13 protein-coding genes are annotated in these 18,247 nt (G+C 46.5%); all 13 read right to left on the bottom strand.

Features of this window, described 5'->3' with window-relative positions; translation table 11 throughout:
- Window positions 1-72 precede the first annotated feature (72 nt).
- The 13 genes from DD657_RS01850 to ilvB all read right to left on the bottom strand — a co-directional run bounded on the left by DD657_RS01850 (window position 73) and on the right by ilvB (window position 18,247).
- Window positions 73-1,689 (bottom strand): BACON domain-containing protein, encoded by a 1,617-nt coding sequence (locus tag DD657_RS01850; protein ID WP_287048252.1) that lies wholly within the window; start codon window positions 1,687-1,689, stop codon window positions 73-75.
- Window positions 1,690-1,999: 310 nt separating this feature from the next.
- Window positions 2,000-2,485 carry a Cys-tRNA(Pro) deacylase gene (gene ybaK, locus DD657_RS01845; RefSeq protein ID WP_287048250.1) on the bottom strand — a complete coding sequence of 162 codons (486 nt, stop codon included), beginning with the start codon at window positions 2,483-2,485 and terminating at the stop codon, window positions 2,000-2,002.
- Window positions 2,486-2,638: 153 nt separating this feature from the next.
- On the bottom strand, window positions 2,639-4,591 hold the full coding sequence (locus tag DD657_RS01840; protein WP_287048248.1) for a fimbrillin family protein: 1,953 nt from the start codon (window positions 4,589-4,591) through the stop codon (window positions 2,639-2,641).
- A gap of 106 nt (window positions 4,592-4,697) precedes the next feature.
- Window positions 4,698-6,245, bottom strand: coding sequence for a fimbrillin family protein (locus DD657_RS01835; RefSeq protein WP_287048246.1), 1,548 nt, complete (start codon window positions 6,243-6,245; stop codon window positions 4,698-4,700).
- Window positions 6,246-6,258: 13 nt separating this feature from the next.
- Window positions 6,259-8,100, bottom strand: a complete 1,842-nt coding sequence (locus tag DD657_RS01830) for a fimbrillin family protein (RefSeq protein ID WP_287048244.1) — start codon at window positions 8,098-8,100, stop codon at window positions 6,259-6,261.
- A gap of 361 nt (window positions 8,101-8,461) precedes the next feature.
- Complete coding sequence (gene ilvA / locus DD657_RS01825) at window positions 8,462-9,718, bottom strand: threonine ammonia-lyase (RefSeq protein ID WP_287048242.1); 1,257 nt, start codon at window positions 9,716-9,718, stop codon at window positions 8,462-8,464.
- A 37-nt stretch (window positions 9,719-9,755) separates the two neighbouring features.
- Window positions 9,756-10,829 (bottom strand): 3-isopropylmalate dehydrogenase, encoded by a 1,074-nt coding sequence (leuB, locus tag DD657_RS01820; protein ID WP_118773994.1) that lies wholly within the window; start codon window positions 10,827-10,829, stop codon window positions 9,756-9,758.
- A 138-nt stretch (window positions 10,830-10,967) separates the two neighbouring features.
- Window positions 10,968-11,558, bottom strand: coding sequence for a 3-isopropylmalate dehydratase small subunit (leuD, locus tag DD657_RS01815; RefSeq protein ID WP_287048239.1), 591 nt, complete (start codon window positions 11,556-11,558; stop codon window positions 10,968-10,970).
- Window positions 11,559-11,603: 45 nt separating this feature from the next.
- On the bottom strand, window positions 11,604-13,004 hold the full coding sequence (leuC, locus tag DD657_RS01810) for a 3-isopropylmalate dehydratase large subunit (RefSeq protein ID WP_021989357.1): 1,401 nt from the start codon (window positions 13,002-13,004) through the stop codon (window positions 11,604-11,606).
- A complete protein-coding gene (locus DD657_RS01805) occupies window positions 13,001-14,497 on the bottom strand; it encodes a 2-isopropylmalate synthase (RefSeq protein WP_287048237.1) in 1,497 nt (498 codons plus the stop codon). Before DD657_RS01805 ends, leuC begins: the two co-directional genes overlap by 4 nt.
- Window positions 14,498-14,660: 163 nt before the next feature.
- Window positions 14,661-15,707 carry a ketol-acid reductoisomerase gene (gene ilvC / locus DD657_RS01800; protein WP_068691139.1) on the bottom strand — a complete coding sequence of 349 codons (1,047 nt, stop codon included), beginning with the start codon at window positions 15,705-15,707 and terminating at the stop codon, window positions 14,661-14,663.
- Window positions 15,708-15,973: 266 nt separating this feature from the next.
- Window positions 15,974-16,492 (bottom strand): acetolactate synthase small subunit, encoded by a 519-nt coding sequence (gene ilvN / locus DD657_RS01795; protein ID WP_287048235.1) that lies wholly within the window; start codon window positions 16,490-16,492, stop codon window positions 15,974-15,976.
- A gap of 18 nt (window positions 16,493-16,510) precedes the next feature.
- Window positions 16,511-18,247, bottom strand: a complete 1,737-nt coding sequence (gene ilvB / locus DD657_RS01790) for a biosynthetic-type acetolactate synthase large subunit (RefSeq protein ID WP_287048232.1) — start codon at window positions 18,245-18,247, stop codon at window positions 16,511-16,513.

Below are 18,247 nucleotides of genomic sequence, written 5' to 3'. Positions count from 1 at the left end.
AATTTGGTTTGTAGTTGATAAATGTGATCTTCTATTTATAGGGTGTTCGGATCGGATACCGGGGGCTGCCGTTTAAGGACAGTTGGAAAATCCGAATCCGGCTTTTTGATTACAAAATCCGCTGTCTCGCCAAGCCCCCCAATTCGGATTGTTCAGTATTTCATCCGGAATAATTCCCGAGAATTGGTTGTTGTCGATGTAGAAATTGACCAGATTTGATAATCCGCCGATTTCTGCCGGGATGCTTCCGCTAAAGAGATTGTTTTGTATAGCCAGCATTTCCAGTTTTTGCATTTTCCCCAGGCTGCCCGGAAGTTCTCCGGATATTTGGTTTCCGCCGACATGTATCATGCGGCATTCGGAAAGATCACCGAGTTCTGAAGGAAATTCCCCGCTCAGGTTGTTTTCCCATAACCTTAGTTCGGTTACCCGCAAATGCCCGTCGATTGTTTCTGTCGTGACACCGTACCATTCGGAAACCGGGGCATCGAGATCCCATTTTTGATTCCAGGAATTCCCGTTCGTAGATTCATAAAAAGCGATCAGAATATTCTTCTCTACCGTTTCTATGGAAACACCCTGATCACAATTTGTGAATCCGTACCCCTCCTGTTGTTGACAGAAGTTGCTGGTTTTCCAGTCGCTCCAATGGCTGTTGCCGAGAATATCTTCCGGTATTTCTCCCGTCAAACGGTTGTTGTCCAGATACAGGGCGCTCAATACGGGCAGATTACCTAAACCTGCGGGAAGGTTTCCTTCGAGGTTATTTCCTTGAAGGGCGAGCAATTCCAAACGTTTTAGCTGGGTGAAGCAGAGTGGAACAGGACCGTCGAGGTGGTTATCTCCGACATGGAAGGACGTCAATTCGGAAAGATAACTCAATTCTTCCGGTAGATTGCCTGTCAGGTTATTTTCCCACAGTCCGATAGCGGTTACCCGGATTTGACCGTCGATGACAGCGGTCGTTATTCCATACCAGGTGTTGAAAGGTTGATTTATATCCCAGGAATGTATCCATTGATTTCCTCCGGTCGAAGTGTAAAGTGCTGTCAATGCCAGACTGTCCGTAGCAGAAGAATTGATACAGAAAGTTTGCTGCAATTTTATAGAATCTTTTAGAATCCCGTCTGTTTCTGAAGCGACAACAAATTCTTGCCTGTCAGAAAGAGTGTAGTTGGGAAAAACACGAAGCCGGATCAATGTGTCGGGAATATCCGCTGAAACCATTCTTTCTATCCAGGAAACTTTAGTATCGAGGGTAAAGGCGACATTACTTTCGAAAGGGATGTCGATGATTTCTCCTTCGGCTTTTACGGTTGTTGTCGTTGTTTTAAAATGAAGCACAGAATTTGCCGAAGCCTGGGTTACTTTGATCGTTTCTGTTTTATCTTCGGCAAAAATTTTGATTTCGGTCGAGCGCGGGACTGTCAGTTGATTCTTCTCGCATGTGGCGGCAACGATACCTTTACCTGTACCTCTTTTGGCTGACAAATGAAGCCAGTCTGCGTCGCATTCCAGTTTCCAGTGAAGATTGCAATCGAATTGAAAATAGATTTCTTCTCCTTCAGCTTTAAAATCCAATTGACTGACTTTGGGTTCCAACAGGGGGAGTGTTTCATCGTCCTGGCAGCTGATACAAATTGCCGATACGATGAACAATAGTCCTGTAAATAATCGAATTGTTTTCATACTCGAAAGTTTAGGTTAGTAATCAGAAGTAGGTGACTATAACAAAAATAGAGGACGAGAATGAAAAACAATTTGTATAAATTGGCAGATTTTTATACTTTTTTGCCAACAGGAATAAAAAAATGGAAAAAATGTAAAATCTGTAATGGAATCTTAGTTTTAAATTTTAGATCGACGATTTTAAATTAATCTGACAACAAATCACTTCACGGATCAATTTACAATCTAAAATCTGCAATTTCTTTTTTTGCAGAGATGGGTGTAATCTAAAATCGTCAATCTAAAATCTACAATTTTAGAGGAACAATGATTAATATGTAGGTATCGAGAGTTCAGTTACTTTTGCCTGAATAAATCCGATTAGATTTCGGGGATTGATTTTGATTTGAAGTCCCCGGATGCCGGCACTGATATATATAAAGGAGAAATCATTACAGGTAGGGTGAATAAATGTCGGAAAAAGTTTCTTCATGCCGATCGGCGAGCAACCGCCCCGGATATAGCCGGTAACGGGAAGTAAATCTTTCATGGGGATAAGGTCGGCTTTTTTATTACCGGAAGCTTTGGCGGCCAGTTTCAGGTCGACTTCAAGGTCTCCGGGAATGACACAGACGAAATAACCGGTTTTGTCTCCGTGCAATACCAGTGTTTTGAATACACAATGAATATTCTCACCTAATTGTGTCGCTACATGCGTTGCTGCCAGATCATTTTCATCGACTTCGTAAGGAATCAGTTCATAGGTAATTCCGGCTTTATCGAGTAACCGTGCTGCATTGGTTTTGCTGATTTTCATCTTTATCGTTTTATAGCATGCAAAATTAACTGAAAAAAGACAAACGGGCTCTTTCTTCAGTTGTAAAATTATGCTTTAACCGCAGGATTATTATTCAAATCCGATTGGCAGGGGGTGTTTACGAATTGACAAAACCTGTTGAGGAATTACTTTCTATATTGGGTTTGCGTCATGTGGTCTGAACGGCTTTTTGTACAACGATTCATAATATAATTCGAGGGGAGGTGGCATCGGGATTGGATTATTACTTATGGCTGCCGGAGTCGGATGGGGCTCTGCCGGATCGTCGCGCCTGTAAAATTCATCCATATCGAATGTTTCTCCGATTCTTTGGAAGATATTACGTATAATGGCTTCCCTGGAGATCGCATTGAACGTCTGGCTGGCATCCGATACGCGCATGATACTGGTATGTGACGGACGCCATACGCCGTCGGGGAAATAGTATCCTCCTTCATAGACATATTCCATGGGATACCCCGGGCGGTTGATGAAATGTTTCCATTTTACTTTTGTCGGATCACCTGTGATATCCAGGTTGGGATAGCGGGCAGCTTCCTTGCGGTCTCTTCCGATGGCTGCTTGCGGATCGATATATTCGTCAGCCAGCCCGAATTTATGTCCCATTTCGTGCAGGACAATTGCCGGTGAGTTTTCATTGACGGAGGAGGTGATGATACTTCCTCCGGATCCGCCATGCATCGGATCGTTCACCAAAACAAAAATCATGTGATGGTTGTAGGTTGCTTTGTCGGCATAGTCAACCGCTGCCGAATTACCCCTTATTACCAACAGGCGGTCAATTCCGTTCCAGCCGAAAGTGGCATCGAATTTAGTGTCTACGATATCCTCCCAATGGTTTTTATCGGCTCCGCGCTCGTTCGAGTGGGCATAAACCTGATATACTTTAAAATAATCTTTGTATGTTTTAAGAGGCTGTTTGGAAAATATAAAATCCAGGGATTTTTCCACCTCTTTGTCAAAGGCTCCGCCTACAACGTTGTCTTCTTCGATAAAGCCGTCGCCCAGAAATACGATATTGTATGTTTTTTCGCGTTCGCTGTCTAAAACGATACGCCAAGTTCCGTCTTCTCTGACGACGATTTCATTTTCGTCTGCCTCGGCATCGCCTGAAGTGGTGCCGCCGTCAGCCCAGTCTTCGATGCCGGAAGTCACTTCCAGTCCGGGCAGGTTGACGGTGATGTTGAAGATGTATTTTTTACCGCTTTCGAATGTTTTGTTATTTATTTTATAATACAACTCCCTGCCGGATGCAAGGTTTACTTTGATGAACGGGATTTCCCCGGCGTCTCCGATCGTTTGCGGAACGATGACGGCTTCGGCATAATCGGCACCGGAGAAATCATCTCCCGGAATGACCTTTGCGGGGATTAAAATGGGTTCGGGGGTGTTTTCTGTGGCTGCCGGTCTTACCATTGCTGCGCGTGTTGTCCCGTCGCTTATTTCGTTATCTTGTTCCGGTCTGAAGTCGGCTTTCAATTTTGTATTCATGAGGGTAACGGTAGCACCGTTCAGGTCATTTCTCGTCAGGCCTGTACCGGCTTTCAACGCTATTTCTACTTTGGAAAGAAGGTGATAGAAATTTAAGACCAGTCTTTTGGTACCACCGGAAGCTCCTGTCCGGGCGACACTTTTTTCGGCGGCATACAACAGGTCGGACTTGGCATATTCGACCGTTGTCGTTTGGTCGGCTGAAACCGTATGTATCAGGCCCGATGCAGGAAAGTCCGTGATGTCTTCCCTCATGTCTGTTCCGAAATGACCGTGGAGTGCATAGATATTTAAAGCTTCACCGCTTTGCGGAAAGTACCGGGCACTTCCGGTAAAGGTATTGTCTCCTTTAGCTCTCAGGGTCCAGGCTTTGATGTGCGGATCGCCTGTCGTTTTATCTGCCCAGGCATATACGGTCTGTCCTTCGGTAATCGATGTCGACTGGGTATTGCTGCGCGTAGAAGCTTTGATACGACTGCTCAGTTGCAGCGCTACGGGGGCATTAATCTCCTCTTGTATCTCTTTTTCAAGGGTACAAGCTGTTGTTATAAATAAGGAGGTGACAACTGCTGTAAGTACTTGTTTTCTTTTCATGTTATTCTTGTTTTAATCCTTGCAGGTACTGAAAGTCCGGTAAGGATGGCATTATTATGATGAGTTGAATTTGTTTGTATTGATTTCGATTCGCCCCAACGGTTCGTCAAACAGCCAAAATGTAGCGTATATTTCTGCCGGGAGGCATATATTTTGCAATAACTCCTTTGCTGCCGTTGGTGAAATCTATTATGTATGCATAGAGGAATCCGTCTTCCGTGATCGACCAATGCTGACCCTCCAGTGTTTGGAGACCGGTTATTTTAGAGAGTTGTACATTGAGTAAATCTTTTTCGGCATATATAAATTCCAGCTCTTTGCAGGAAGGAACATACCAACCGCTGCTGCCGGCAGGGGACGGATGTAGCGTTTCGTACTCCCGGACTCTCAGACAGGGTCTTACTTTGAGCCTCCAGTCGTCGCCGGTTGCTGTAGAACCGTATAGCCCTTCGTTGTAATCGTGTAAAGCGAGAGTGTTGGAATAGCCGCACATTTTTTTATCCTCTGCTAAATTGACTTCCCCTTTATAGGGATTTCCTTCGGCATTGATCCAGGTTGTATTAATGTCTACAGGGAGGCTGCTGTAAAGCCAATCATCGAAATCCATACCCAAAGAAACGACCAGGCCGTGTGTACAAGTGGGATGTGCTTTTTTTAACAATAGATCATCGACAGAAGCCTGTTCCCCGACGTAAAATACGATACCGACAACGGTAGCTGAAGCCGGGAATGAAAGGGATTCTGCCGGAAGCAGGAATGTCTTGTTTTCGGCATCGGTACAATAGAAATCACCTGCCTTTGCTTTATCCCAGCCGTAATCGGGTATGTCGACGGCCGATCTCAGTGTATACCGGGTATTGGCAACCGGAGTAATAGCAGGTAAGGTTCCTTGATAGACAGCATTTCTGTAAGTGTATAACCAACGGGGGACGATTTTTGTGCCCGCTTGGACGATATAGCGCCAACTGCCGTCTGTTACCGGCCGGGCGTACCGGGTTTCTCCTGCAATGGTGAGGCTGACGTTACCGACTGATATGGCATTTTTCGTTACCGTTCCGTCCGGCATACGGAGTTGTACCGAAGGGGAGAGTGATATGAGTGAATAGGCATGTTCCAACCGGATGTTCAGGGATTTTTGTGGAATGCCGGAGCCCGACTCCCACAACATCAGATCGGAATTGCGGTAAGCTGCTTCGTCACGCTGATCCGGTAACGGCGGAAATTGCAATTTGAGGGCAGTGGCCGTAGACAAACCGTTTGCTTCCGGACGATAAGGGAAATAGACCAGATAGGAAACACTCCCTACCGTATTGTCATAATAATAAGGGCTTTTGCCTTCGTTTTCTCCCAGTATGCGGTCGAAAGTCCAGGCGGTACCGTCATATCGATAAGGAAGGTTATCGGCCAGGATATTTCCGGTTTGGCTGATGACGATAATTCCGATACGGTCGTCTTTGTCGAAAGTCGTTTGATTGCCGTTGTCTGTGCTGCGGGTGACGGCTCCGGAGGGAGAAACGAAATTAGCCGGACTGACGGATATGGAAAGAGGAATATTTTCCTCCCCGGTATAATGATTTTTATCGGTGTCGCAGGCTGTAATCAAAATGACGATACCGATAGCCGTTGAGAATTGTCTGAATAGATACTTTATCATTTTCCTTTTGGGTTTAGAATGTTAATATCGCGCGGACATAACAGAGACGACGAAAATTCGGTTGTTCCGGATTTATTGCTTTTGCGTAAAAAGCAGGTGTTCCATTCGTTAGGCGTATGTACCAGGCAGACCATCCGGAATACTCCGTGCTCGACCAATAGCCGCCGGGTTCGGTCTCCCACCCGAAAACAGGCGGATCTCTGAAAAGGTTTGCCGGGGAGATGGCGTTCAATTTGTCATAAAGTATATTGCCTGTTTCGTTTTGATACAGATTGTAAATGTCGGATAATTGCTTGAGAGAGGGCAGATACCAGTCACTGGTGTTTGCCGGGGCTGTTGTTTTTGAGCGGTAATCGAAGATGGTTTTGAAAGCCGCATATTTATTCCAATCTTTTCCTCCCCTGTATGTACCGATAATGTGTTCCGTATTCCGGTAACCGTTATAGGCTGTGTTATACCGGGACTCTGCATTTTCGAGTTCCGTATCTGTATCTAGTTTTCCCCAGGTACAGGCATTGGTGGCAGCATCGGCCAGTGCTACGACGTAACCGAGAATCCGGTTGCCGGACAGTTTACCGTCGTAATTTCGGGGATGATCCGTACTGTCCGCACCTGTTTTGAATACGATGCCGATACACTTTTCTGCATTGTAAGCGATAGACCAGGTTCCGTCCCTGTTGTAATAATTGCCTGTTTCGACGTAGGCGTCGTAGGTCAATTGTAAATCCGAACGGATGTCGGTGAAGGTAAATGTGTAGCTGCTACCGTCCCGGGCAATTGTCCGTTCCGTTTTGCAGATGCCGCGGCTGATAAATCCTTTCATTTCTCCTCCTGCCGGTGCATCATAGGTGATGGAAAACGAATTGCCGGCGATTTCATAGTGATTCCCCTCTTTTAGGGTCGCATTATCTATGTGTAATTCCAGGCCGCTGACAGAAGGGATGGAGACTTGAAACACCGCGTTCGTTGCCGGTTGGTCCCAACCCGGGTTTTCTGTCCATTGAGAACCGTTGTTTTCTACGGTGACCGTTAGGCCGGACTTCTTTACGGTAATAAAATAGGTATATAGGTTTCCGGATACGAAATCGGCTTCGGTTTCGTTTTTCGGCGTATAAAAGTAATTCTTGCCCTCTACCGTTATTCGGATAAACTGCTTATCCTGTATTCGTCCCGGGACAAGCAATGCCCGGACAGATTTCTGATATCCTTCTGTGGCCGCGACCGTTTGCGGCAGAACAACCGCATTCCCGTTTGGTGTCAGAGCGACGGAACCGTCCGGAGCTATGGCCCCGGAGGTCAGTGCTACATTGACGAAACTGACGGTAGCATTCCGGATTTGTTCTGCCGTAATGCCGTCTCCGCTTTTCAGGTTCGCTACGACTTTGACAGGCAGGTGGCGGAAGCCGAGGTGAGGCGGGGTCGATTTGTCGAATGTCAGTGTTTTTGAAGCATAAAGGAAATCGCTGTTTTGGTAACCGCTGTTTGAGGTCTGGTTGCTTTGTATGGTAAAACTTCCGGGAAGATCAGGAGAATACGGATACCAGGCCGTGATATCCATCGTCGGACTGTTCCAATATAAGGGATCATTGCTGTTCAGTTTACCTTCCGGTGATGTGACGATATATTGTTTTACCGTTTCTTCGGATTGTACCGCAAAGTGACCGTTAATATTTTCCCAGTTATTGTCTGTCGTACCCCGCGTTACAGTTAAACTCTCCACCGAAGCGGTGAACGTTATAGGGTGTTTGCCGGACGGCAAACGACCGATATCTTCCGGGCCGGTACGACATGCCGTGATGAGTGATGCCGTATAACAGGCGAAAATCGGCCAAAATCCCCGTAATTGTTGTTTCATATTTTTGCGTTTACCGTTATTGCTTTTCAAATCCTCCCGTTAGAGGAGGCTTTGGCTGGATTGAGTAAGGCTCTTGATTTACAGCAATTGCATTTTCCCGGGGATAAAAATAATACCTGTTTTATAAACGCTTATTTACAAAACGTTCGAATCTTTTGTCATTTCGTTTAGTTCGTTGTTTTTTTGTCGGGGAGTAGGAGATTGTCGGAATACAAGCCGGAACATGGGATGTTGAAACGATGCCGGACGATGGTCTGATTCCGGTAAACAGCCTCTCCGGATTCGTAGATAAACCGGAAAGAGGCTGTTACGTCGATGTATAAAATAGTATCTGAGGATACGGATGGCGGAAAGGCGTGCTTTACACTAAAAATTCGAATAAATTGGGATTGTCGTTGAGGTATATGTATTTGATGCCTTGTTCCTCCATACGGGTAAGAAGACCTTTGAAATCTTCCGGATGCTGAAGCTCAATGCCGATGACTGCCGGTCCTTTTTCCCGTTGTGTTTTTTTACGGTATTCGAAATAGGTAATGTCGTCGTGCGGACCGAGGACATTGCTGACGAAATTTTGCAGGGCTCCCGCACGTTGTGGAAAACGGACGATGAAGTAATGTTTTAGTCCTTCGTATAGCAAAGACCTTTCTTTGATCTCTTCCATACGGGTGATGTCGTTGTTACTGCCGCTGACGATACATACGACATTCTTCCCTTTGATTTTGTCTTTATAATCATCGAGAGCACTCATACTCAAGGCTCCTGCCGGTTCGACTACAATAGCGTCGAAATTGTAAAGCTGAAGTATAGTCGAGCATATTTTTCCTTCGGGAACAGTGATGACATCGTCTGCCACCCGGCGGCAAATATCGAAGGTCAGTTCCCCTACCTGTTGAACGGCTGCCCCGTCTACAAAATTGTCAATTTCTAAAAGCTCCGTGACTTTCCCGTTTTCGAGGGATTTTTTCATACCGGCAGCTCCGGCAGGTTCTACGCCGATAATTTTGGTTTTCGGGCTCAATTGTTTGAAGAAGCTGCCGACGCCGGCGAGCAAGCCTCCTCCTCCTACCGGGATAAAGAGGTAGTCGATAAGGTCTTTTACCTCCTGCAAGATTTCCAGTCCGACAGTTGCCTGCCCCTCGATGATGCGTAAATCATTGAAAGGATGGATGAATACCGATTGGTTTTTTTCACATTCTTCCATAGCTGCCGAATGGGCATGATCGAATGTATCGCCTGTCAATATGATCTCAACGAATTTTCCCCCGAACATTTTAACTTGATTGACCTTTTGCTTCGGGGTAGTAACCGGCATAAAGATTTTTCCTGCAATTTTCAATTTGTTGCAGGAGTAAGCAACGCTCTGGGCGTGATTACCGGCACTGGCACACACGATCCCGTGTGTTCTTTCGTCGGAGGTCAAAGATTTGATCTTGTTATAGGCACCCCGGATTTTGTAGGATCGAACCATCTGCAAATCTTCTCTTTTCAACAGGATATTTGCTCCGTAGCGTTCCGAAAGATTGCGGTTTTTCATCAAGGGGGTCGGCACGAGGATTTCGTTCAGCGTGTGTGCAGCCGTCATAATGTCTTTTAAATCCGGGAAATAAGTTTCGCTCATGATATATTGTTGTTAATCGGATATGAAATTGTTGTTTTTAATTGTCGGTTAAAATGAGCCGGGCGATGGCATCGCCGACTTCTTCTGTTCCGTATGCTTTACCGTTTCCGGATATATCTTCGGTTACGATTTCCTGCTGTAATGTGTTTGCAACGGCCTGCCGTATTTTATTTCCTTCTTCCGGGAGCCGTAAAGCATATTCGAACATCATCGCCGCCGATAATATTGTGGCAACGGGATTCGCAATATTTTTTCCGGCAGCCTGCGGATAAGAACCGTGAATGGGTTCAAACAGCGAAGTGTGCAGCCCGACAGATGCCGAAGGGAGCAGGCCGAGGGAGCCGCTTATGACACTGGCTTCGTCGGTCAGAATATCTCCGAACATGTTTTCGGTGACAATGACATCGAAGTGTTTGGGCTGCTGAATTAGTTTCATGGCAGCGTTGTCCACAAACATATATTCGACTTCGATATCCGGCCAGGCCGGTGCTATTTCCTGTACGGTTTCCCGCCAAAGGCGGGATGTGGCCAGGACATTGGCCTTGTCTACCACCGTCAGTTTTTTCCGGCGGTTACGGGCGTAGTTGAAAGCGAGATCACAAATACGCCTGATTTCGGCCTTTGTATATACGCAACTGTCGAAAGCGGTCTGTCCGTCTTCGGACCTTCCTTGCGGACGTCCGAAATAAATACCGCCGGTCAGTTCCCGGATACAAACGAAATCTACGCCGTCGATCAATTCCTGTCGTAACGGAGAACGGTAGCGTAATGTCGGAAATATAGAAACAGGCCGGATATTGGCATACAAGCCCAAAGCTTGTCTCATTTTTAAAAGCCCTTGTTCCGGTCTTATCCTGGCTTGGGGATTATTGTCGAAACGGGGATCGCCGATGGCTCCGAACAGTACGGCATCCGCGTCCATACAGATGCGGTGGGTAGCTTCGGGATAGGGGTCGTTACAGGCATCGATGGCTGCTGCTCCGACAATACCGTAAGTGTAATTTACGGTGTGTCCGTATTTATGGCAAACGGCATCGATCGCTTTTACTGCCTGCCCGATAATTTCCGGGCCGATACCGTCTCCGGGAAGAATTGCTATTTTAAAATTCATGGATTTTTAATATTATACATGCTATTTTAAATACTCCGGGAAATGATGAATGATTCGAATGATTTTGCAATCTTTGGTAATGAAGATTACAAAAGCATGAAATAAATCAACGGACCTGGAGCAGCCTGTAATTTACAATTAATTTTTAAATTGTTGTTCTTCAAAAGCGTTGATTTTTTCTTTCAGACTCAACAGATAATCGATATCGTCAAAACCTTTGATCAGACATTCTTTTTTGTAAGGATCGATGTCGAATTTTTCCTCTTCTGCAGCAAACCGGATAGTCTGCCCGGGAAGGTCGATCGTGATATATAGCCGGGGCTCGTGAATTAAGGCAGAGAATAATGTTTTCAGAAATTTTTCGGATACCTGCACCGGTAATAAGGCGTTGTTCAGTGCGTTGTTACGAAAGATGTCCGCAAAATAGCTGGAGACGACGGCTCTGAAGCCGGCTCCCCGAATGGCCCAGGCGGCATGTTCCCGGCTTGAACCGCAACCGAAGTTTTTTCCGGCGATCAGTATTTCTCCTTTGTAGCTGTTTTGGTTCAGTACGAAATCTTTTTTTAGCTGTCCGTTCGGTTCCGATCTCCAGTCGTAAAAAAGTCTGGAGCCAAACCCTGTTTTATCCGTTGCTTTTAAAAAACGGGCCGGAATAATTTGGTCGGTATCGATATTTTCAATGTTTATAGGTACCGCTGTGGCTGTTAATGTCGTGAATTTATCTTGCATATCTTTATTCTGACTTGTTTGTATTTTCCGGATTCCGGCAAATGGTTACCGTTCCGGATCGTATAAGGGATGCGTTAATTTACCGTGGATGGCCGCTGCTGCTGCAACCAGGGGGCCTGCCAGCAGAGTACGCGCTCCCGGTCCTTGTCTGCCTTCGAAGTTACGATTGGATGTGGCTACGCAATATTTGCCTTCCGGGATTTTATCGTCATTCATGGCCAGGCAGGCAGAACATCCGGGTTGGCGTAATTCGAAGCCGGCTTTTTCGAGAATGTCCCGTAATCCTTCTTCGATAGCTTGTTTCTCGACTTGCTTGCTACCCGGGACAATCCACACGGTCACCTGAGGCGCTTTCTTTTTTCCTTTTACATATCCGGCAAAAGCCCTCAGGTCTTCGATACGTCCGTTTGTACAGCTACCGACAAATACATAGTCGATTTTTTTCCCCATCAGGGCTTCACCCGGACGAAACCCCATGTATCCGAGTGATTTCAGGAAAGAAGGCCGGGAGTCTGTGGGGATTTCTTCTAGCCGGGGAATGCTCTCCGAGATAGCTGTTCCCATGCCGGGATTTGTTCCGTAAGTAATCATCGGGCGGATGTCCGTTGCCCGGAAAGTTACTTCTTTGTCAAAAACAGCATCGGGCTCGCTGTATAATTGCCTCCATCTTTCCAATGCTATATTCCATTCAGCTCCTTGCGGTGCATATTGCCGGCCTTTCAGATAGGCGAAAGTGGTTTCATCCGGAGCGATCATTCCGCCACGGGCACCCATTTCGATGCTCATATTGCAGATCGTCATACGGGCTTCCATCGAAAGAGAACGGATCGTTGATCCGGCAAATTCGATAAAATGTCCGGTACCGCCTCCTGTACCGAGTTTTGAAATAATATACAGGATGATGTCTTTCGAACATACACCCGGAGGTAATTTGCCTTCTATATTGATGCGCATGGTTTTGGGCTTGGATTGCAGTACGCATTGGGAAGCCAGCACCATTTCGACTTCGCTTGTGCCGATTCCGAAAGCAACACATCCCAGGGCACCGTGTGTGGAGGTATGGCTGTCTCCGCATACAATGGTCATTCCCGGTTGGGTTAAGCCGGTTTCCGGTCCTACGACGTGGACGATGCCATTGTGCGGACTACCTACTTTGAAGATGGAAATACCGTATTCTGCACAATTTCTTTCCAGGGTAGCCAATTGTTCCCTGGAGAGCAGGTCGCTTGCCGGTAAATGCTGGTTTTTTGTTGGAATATTGTGGTCCGGACTTGCTGTGATCCGGGCCGGGCGGAAAACTCCGATGCCCCTTTGCCGCAGGCCGTCGAAGGCTTGAGGACTGGTGACTTCGTGAATGTATTGCCGGTCGATGTACAGAGCGCAGGAACCGCCGGGAAGAACACTGACTGTGTGTGCATCCCAGATTTTGTCGAATAATGTTTTCATGATATTTTTGCTATGGCATCTAAAAATGATTCTACTGAAGCCGAAACAATATCTGTATTGGCAGCGAACCCATGATACATTTTCCCTTTGTGGGAGATTTGTACATGTACTTTTCCCAAGTCGTCGCTACCGCGTGTGATTGCTTGTACCAGATATTCTTCTACATGGACACGGCGTTTGGTTATACTTTTCACGGCATTGAAGGCAGCGTCTACCGGACCGTTGCCACTGGCTGTCTCTGTGAAAACATCGCCGCCGAAACTGACTTGTACTGTGGCGGTCGGAATGGTTGTCGAGCCGCAGACCACTTGTAAGGCTTCCAATTTTAATGCCCGGTTCCGGCGGGATTTTTCGCTGCCGACCAATATTTCCAGGTCACGGGTGGTGATGTCTTTTTTCTTGTCTGCCAATTCCAGAAATTTTTGGTAGAGGGCATCCAGTTCTTCTCCTTCCGGGGTGTAACCGATTTCTTTCAGATGATGTTTGAGGGCTGCACGGCCGCTGCGAGCTGTCAGAATGATACTGGATTGATCGACGCCCACATCTTCAGGAGCGATAATTTCATAAGTTTCCCGGCTTTTCAGTACGCCGTCCTGATGTATACCCGATGAATGGGCGAATGCATTCCGGCCGACGATGGCTTTGTTGGGTTGTACCGGAACGCGCATCAGGCTCGAGACGAGCTGGCTGGTGGCGATGATTTCGCGGGTATGGATTCCCAGTTCGTAATCCAGGTTTTTGTGGCAGGCGATAGCCATAACGATTTCTTCCAGGGCGGTGTTACCTGCTCGTTCCCCTAAACCGTTGATCGTTACTTCGGCTTGCCGGGCGCCGTTTTGGATCGCTGCGATCGTGTTGGCTGTTGCCATTCCCAGGTCGTTGTGGCAATGTGTGGAAATGATGGCTTTGTCAATGTTGGGAACATGGTTCATCAGATAATTGATTTTTGCTCCGTATTCATTGGGAAGACAATAACCGGTCGTATCCGGGATATTGACCACCGTAGCGCCGGCTTGGATCACGGCTTCGACAACACGGGCCAGATATTCCGCTTCCGTTCGTCCTGCATCTTCTGCGTAAAATTCCACATCGTCTACGAATTGCCGGGCGTATTTAACGGCATCGACGGCACGGCGGATGATTTCTTCCGGTGTGGAATTCAGTTTTTCATGGATGTGGTATATAGAAGTGCCAATGCCGGTATGGATACGTCCTTTTTTGGCATATTGCAATGCTTCGGCTGCCACTTCGATATCTTTTTTTATAGCACGGGTGAGAGCACAGATGGTCGGGTTTGTGACCGCCTTGGAGATTTCCACGACAGAGTTAAAATCACCGGGACTCGAAACAGGAAAGCCGGCTTCGATGATATCGACCCCGAGTTTTTCCAATTGACGTGCCACTTCGATTTTCTCAATGGTGTTTAATTGGCAACCGGGTACTTGTTCGGCATCCCGTAAAGTCGTGTCGAATATATATACTTTTTCACTCATAATGAATTCAATTAGAGGTTAAAGGGCAGGTAATCTGCTTATGTCAGGTTGTATCTTTCAGGTTACAGATTGAGTATCCACGTCCCTTTAATCAATTTAGGGGCGTGGAAAAAGAAAATCAAGTTGTAACAGAATCGTAAATTCTACAGTCTGCAATCTATTGTCAGTTATTTTCCGGTCTTAATTTGCGGACAACAGCTCCGGTTTGCCACATTTCGGAATTGCGCATTGTTTTTAGTTCGGTTTCGAGTTTTTCCCGGTAGTCGGGTTGGCTATTCGAGTCGATAGAACGCTGGGCTTCATTTCCACAGGCTACCTGACCATAGAGTTCTTCGAATACGGGTTTGGCCGCATCCCGGAATTTTTTCCACCAATCGAGAGCGCCCCGCTGGGCTGTTGTCGAACAGTTGGCATACATCCAGTCCATCCCGTTCTCCGCTACCAGCGGCATCAGGCTTTGGGTCAGTTCCTCCACGGTTTCATTGAAGGCTTCGGACGGAGTATGTCCGTGTGCGCGGAGTGTATCGTATTGAGCGGCGAATATACCCTGTATCGCACCCATCAATGTACCCCGTTCTCCGGTCAGGTCGGAATAAACTTCTTTCTGGAAAGTCGTTTCGAACAGATAGCCCGATCCGACGCCGATACCCAAAGCGATGACCCGTTCTTTGGCTTTTCCCGTTGCGTCCTGAAAAATGGCATAGCTGGAATTGAGTCCCCGGCCTTGCAGAAACATCCTTCTTAGACTGGTTCCCGATCCTTTCGGTGCAATCAGGATAACATCCACATCTTTAGGAGGTATGATACCGGTGCGTTCCTGATAAGTAATACCGAAGCCGTGGGAAAAATAGAGTGCTTTCCCTTTTGTCAAATGTTTTTTGATGGCCGGCCAGGCACAGATCTGACCGGCATCTGAAAGCAGATATTGAATGATGGTGCCTTTTTCAGCCGCTTCTTCTATTTCAAATAATGTTTCTCCCGCTACCCAGCCGTCGGCAACGGCTTTGTCCCAGGATTTGCTGTTTTTACGTTGACCTACGATAACATTGAATCCGTTGTCTTTCAGATTGAGAGATTGTCCCGGACCTTGTACGCCGTATCCGATAACGGCGATCGTTTCGTTCTTTAATGTTTCCAATGCTTTAGAAAGCGGGAATTCTTCCCGTGTAACTACGTTTTCTTCAACTCCTCCGAAATTAATTTTTGCCATGATAGTAAATTTAATGGTTTAGATATGTTTTAATATTTAGTGTGTTGATTTTTAAGGTATGCCGTCATAATTAACCGATGTATTCAAGTTTAGGTGATAACCTTTATTTTTGATTTATGCTTCCTCTTTTTGTAGGGGAAGATTGTGGGTATAATTTAAAATTCAGGTTTTAATTGTAGATTTACGATTTAGATTAAATGAATCCGGCGACGGCCCCCTTTGTTAAACAATTTCAATCTAAAATCTAAAATCTAAAATTTTACAATTTACAAATCCTCTTCCTGTTTCTGTTGCAGGAATTCAGTCATTAATTCTTTCCTGGACTTAATGACGGCAACCAGACCCGAACGTACGAATTGGTATACCCCGTAAGGTTTTAGTAATTCGAAAAGGGTTTGTGTTTCCTCTTTATGACCCGTTTTTTCCAGAATGATATAAGTTTCGTCGATTTCCAGTATTCTTACGTGATGCTCCCGGACCAGATTTTCGATGTTTTTGTTCCGGGCAACTTTATACAAGGCGATTTCCTGCTGGACAACTTCATCCGGAGTGAAAACAAAGACTTTCAGCACATCGATTTTCTTCTCGATTTGTTTTGCCAGTTTTTCAACCTTTTCGGGATCGGTATTTGCGACGAGGGTATACTTATGAATGCCCGTGATCGAAGATTCCGAAGTGGTCAGGCTTTCGATATTGATGTCCCGGTAAGTAAATACCGTTGTAATCTGGTTGAGTAAGCCGACTTTATTTTCTGAAAATATGGTGATGATGTATTCTTTAGTCATAACTTCAGTGTTTGGGGTTTATTCGAGCCTGATTTCGGATACGGATGCTCCGGCAGGTACCATTGGGAATACATTTTCTTCTTTTTCGACCTTTACTTCCAGCAAAAAAGCATCTTTGCATTGCAACATCCGGTCGATAGCATGGTCCAGTTGTGTGCGCTCTTCGACACAGGTATAGGCGATGCCGTTGGCTTGCGCAATCAGTCCGAAGTCCGGATTGGTCATTTCAGTGAATGAATACCTTTTATCGAAAAACAGTTCTTGCCATTGCCGGACCATACCTAAAAAGCGGTTGTTCATCAGAATAATCTTAACCGGAATCCGGGATTGGAAAATCGTTGCCAGTTCCTGTAAATTCATTTGAAAACCGCCGTCTCCGACAAAAAGACATACATCGCGTTCCGGAGCTCCGATTTTGGCTCCTATGGCTGCCGGTAAACCGAAGCCCATCGTTCCCAATCCTCCGGAAGTGATGATGCTGCGGCTGCGTTTGAAACGGAAGTAGCGCGAAGCCACCATTTGTTGTTGTCCCACATCGGTTACCAGAATAGCATTACCTCCGGTTGCATGCGAAATTTTATGGACCACTTCCCCCATACGAAGATGAGGTGTTTCCGGAAATAGTTCTTTTTCAATTATCTCCTGATACTCGATGTTATAGCAGGCTCGAAATTCTTCCAGCCAGGCTGAATGATCCTTGGGAGCTATCCTGTCTGTCAGTAAAGGCAGGGTTTCTTTAACATTCCCGAGGACGGGTACGTCGGCATAAATGATTTTATTGATTTCGGCCGGATCGATTTCCAGGTGTATGATTTTAGCGTTGATACCAAATCGGTTGGGATCTCCGGTAACCCGGTCGTCGAAACGCATTCCGATGGCAATCAGTAAGTCACATTCTTTATTTTTGATATTGGGGGCGTAGTTGCCGTGCATACCGAGCATGCCGACATATTGCGGATGTTCGTTGGGCAAGGCTGACAACCCCAGTAAGGTCGATGCAGCCGGTATACCGCTTTTTTCCAGGAAAGCCTGTAATTCCCGTTCTGCGTGTCCCAGGATTATTCCTTGTCCGAGGAGTGCCATCGGTTTTCGGGCTAAATTGATCAGACGTGCAGCTTCGGCTATCCGGTTTTTATCCGGAGCAGGACAGGGCATATAGCTTCGGATATGCTTTGTCGGATGATACCGGTAGGTCGTAATTTCCTGTTGTGCATCTTTCGTGATATCGACGACAACCGGGCCGGGTCTTCCGCTACGGGCGATGTAAAAAGCCCTGGATATGGCAGCAGGGATGTCGGCGGCCCGTTTGACCTGACAATTCCATTTGGTGATGGCCTGTGTGATTCCGATAAAGTTGGTTTCCTGGAATGCATCGGTACCGAGTAAGGATGAGCCTACCTGTCCGCTGATGATTACGACCGGAGTGGAATCCATCAGCGCATCGGCAAGACCGGTGACGGTATTGGTCGCTCCCGGTCCGGAGGTTACAATGCAAACGCCTGTCTTACCGCTACTTCGGGCATATCCCTGGGCTGCGTGAACGGCTCCTTGCTCGTGGCGGACCAAAATGTGGTTGATGCGGTTGCGGTAATCATACAGAGCATCGTAAACGGGCATAATCGTCCCTCCCGGATAACCGAAAATGGTTTCGACTCCTTCCCGTAAAAGAGTTTCGATAACAGCTTTAGATCCCGAAAATTGCTCGGTTCCGGCCGTTTGCTTTTCCATTGCTTGGTGTCGTGTTTTCGTTTTCAT

It is taken from the genome of Culturomica sp. (assembly GCF_003524185.1).
GTDB classification, from domain to species: Bacteria; Bacteroidota; Bacteroidia; order Bacteroidales; family Marinifilaceae; genus Culturomica; species Culturomica massiliensis.
This window is presented reverse-complemented; position numbering and strand designations above follow the sequence as displayed.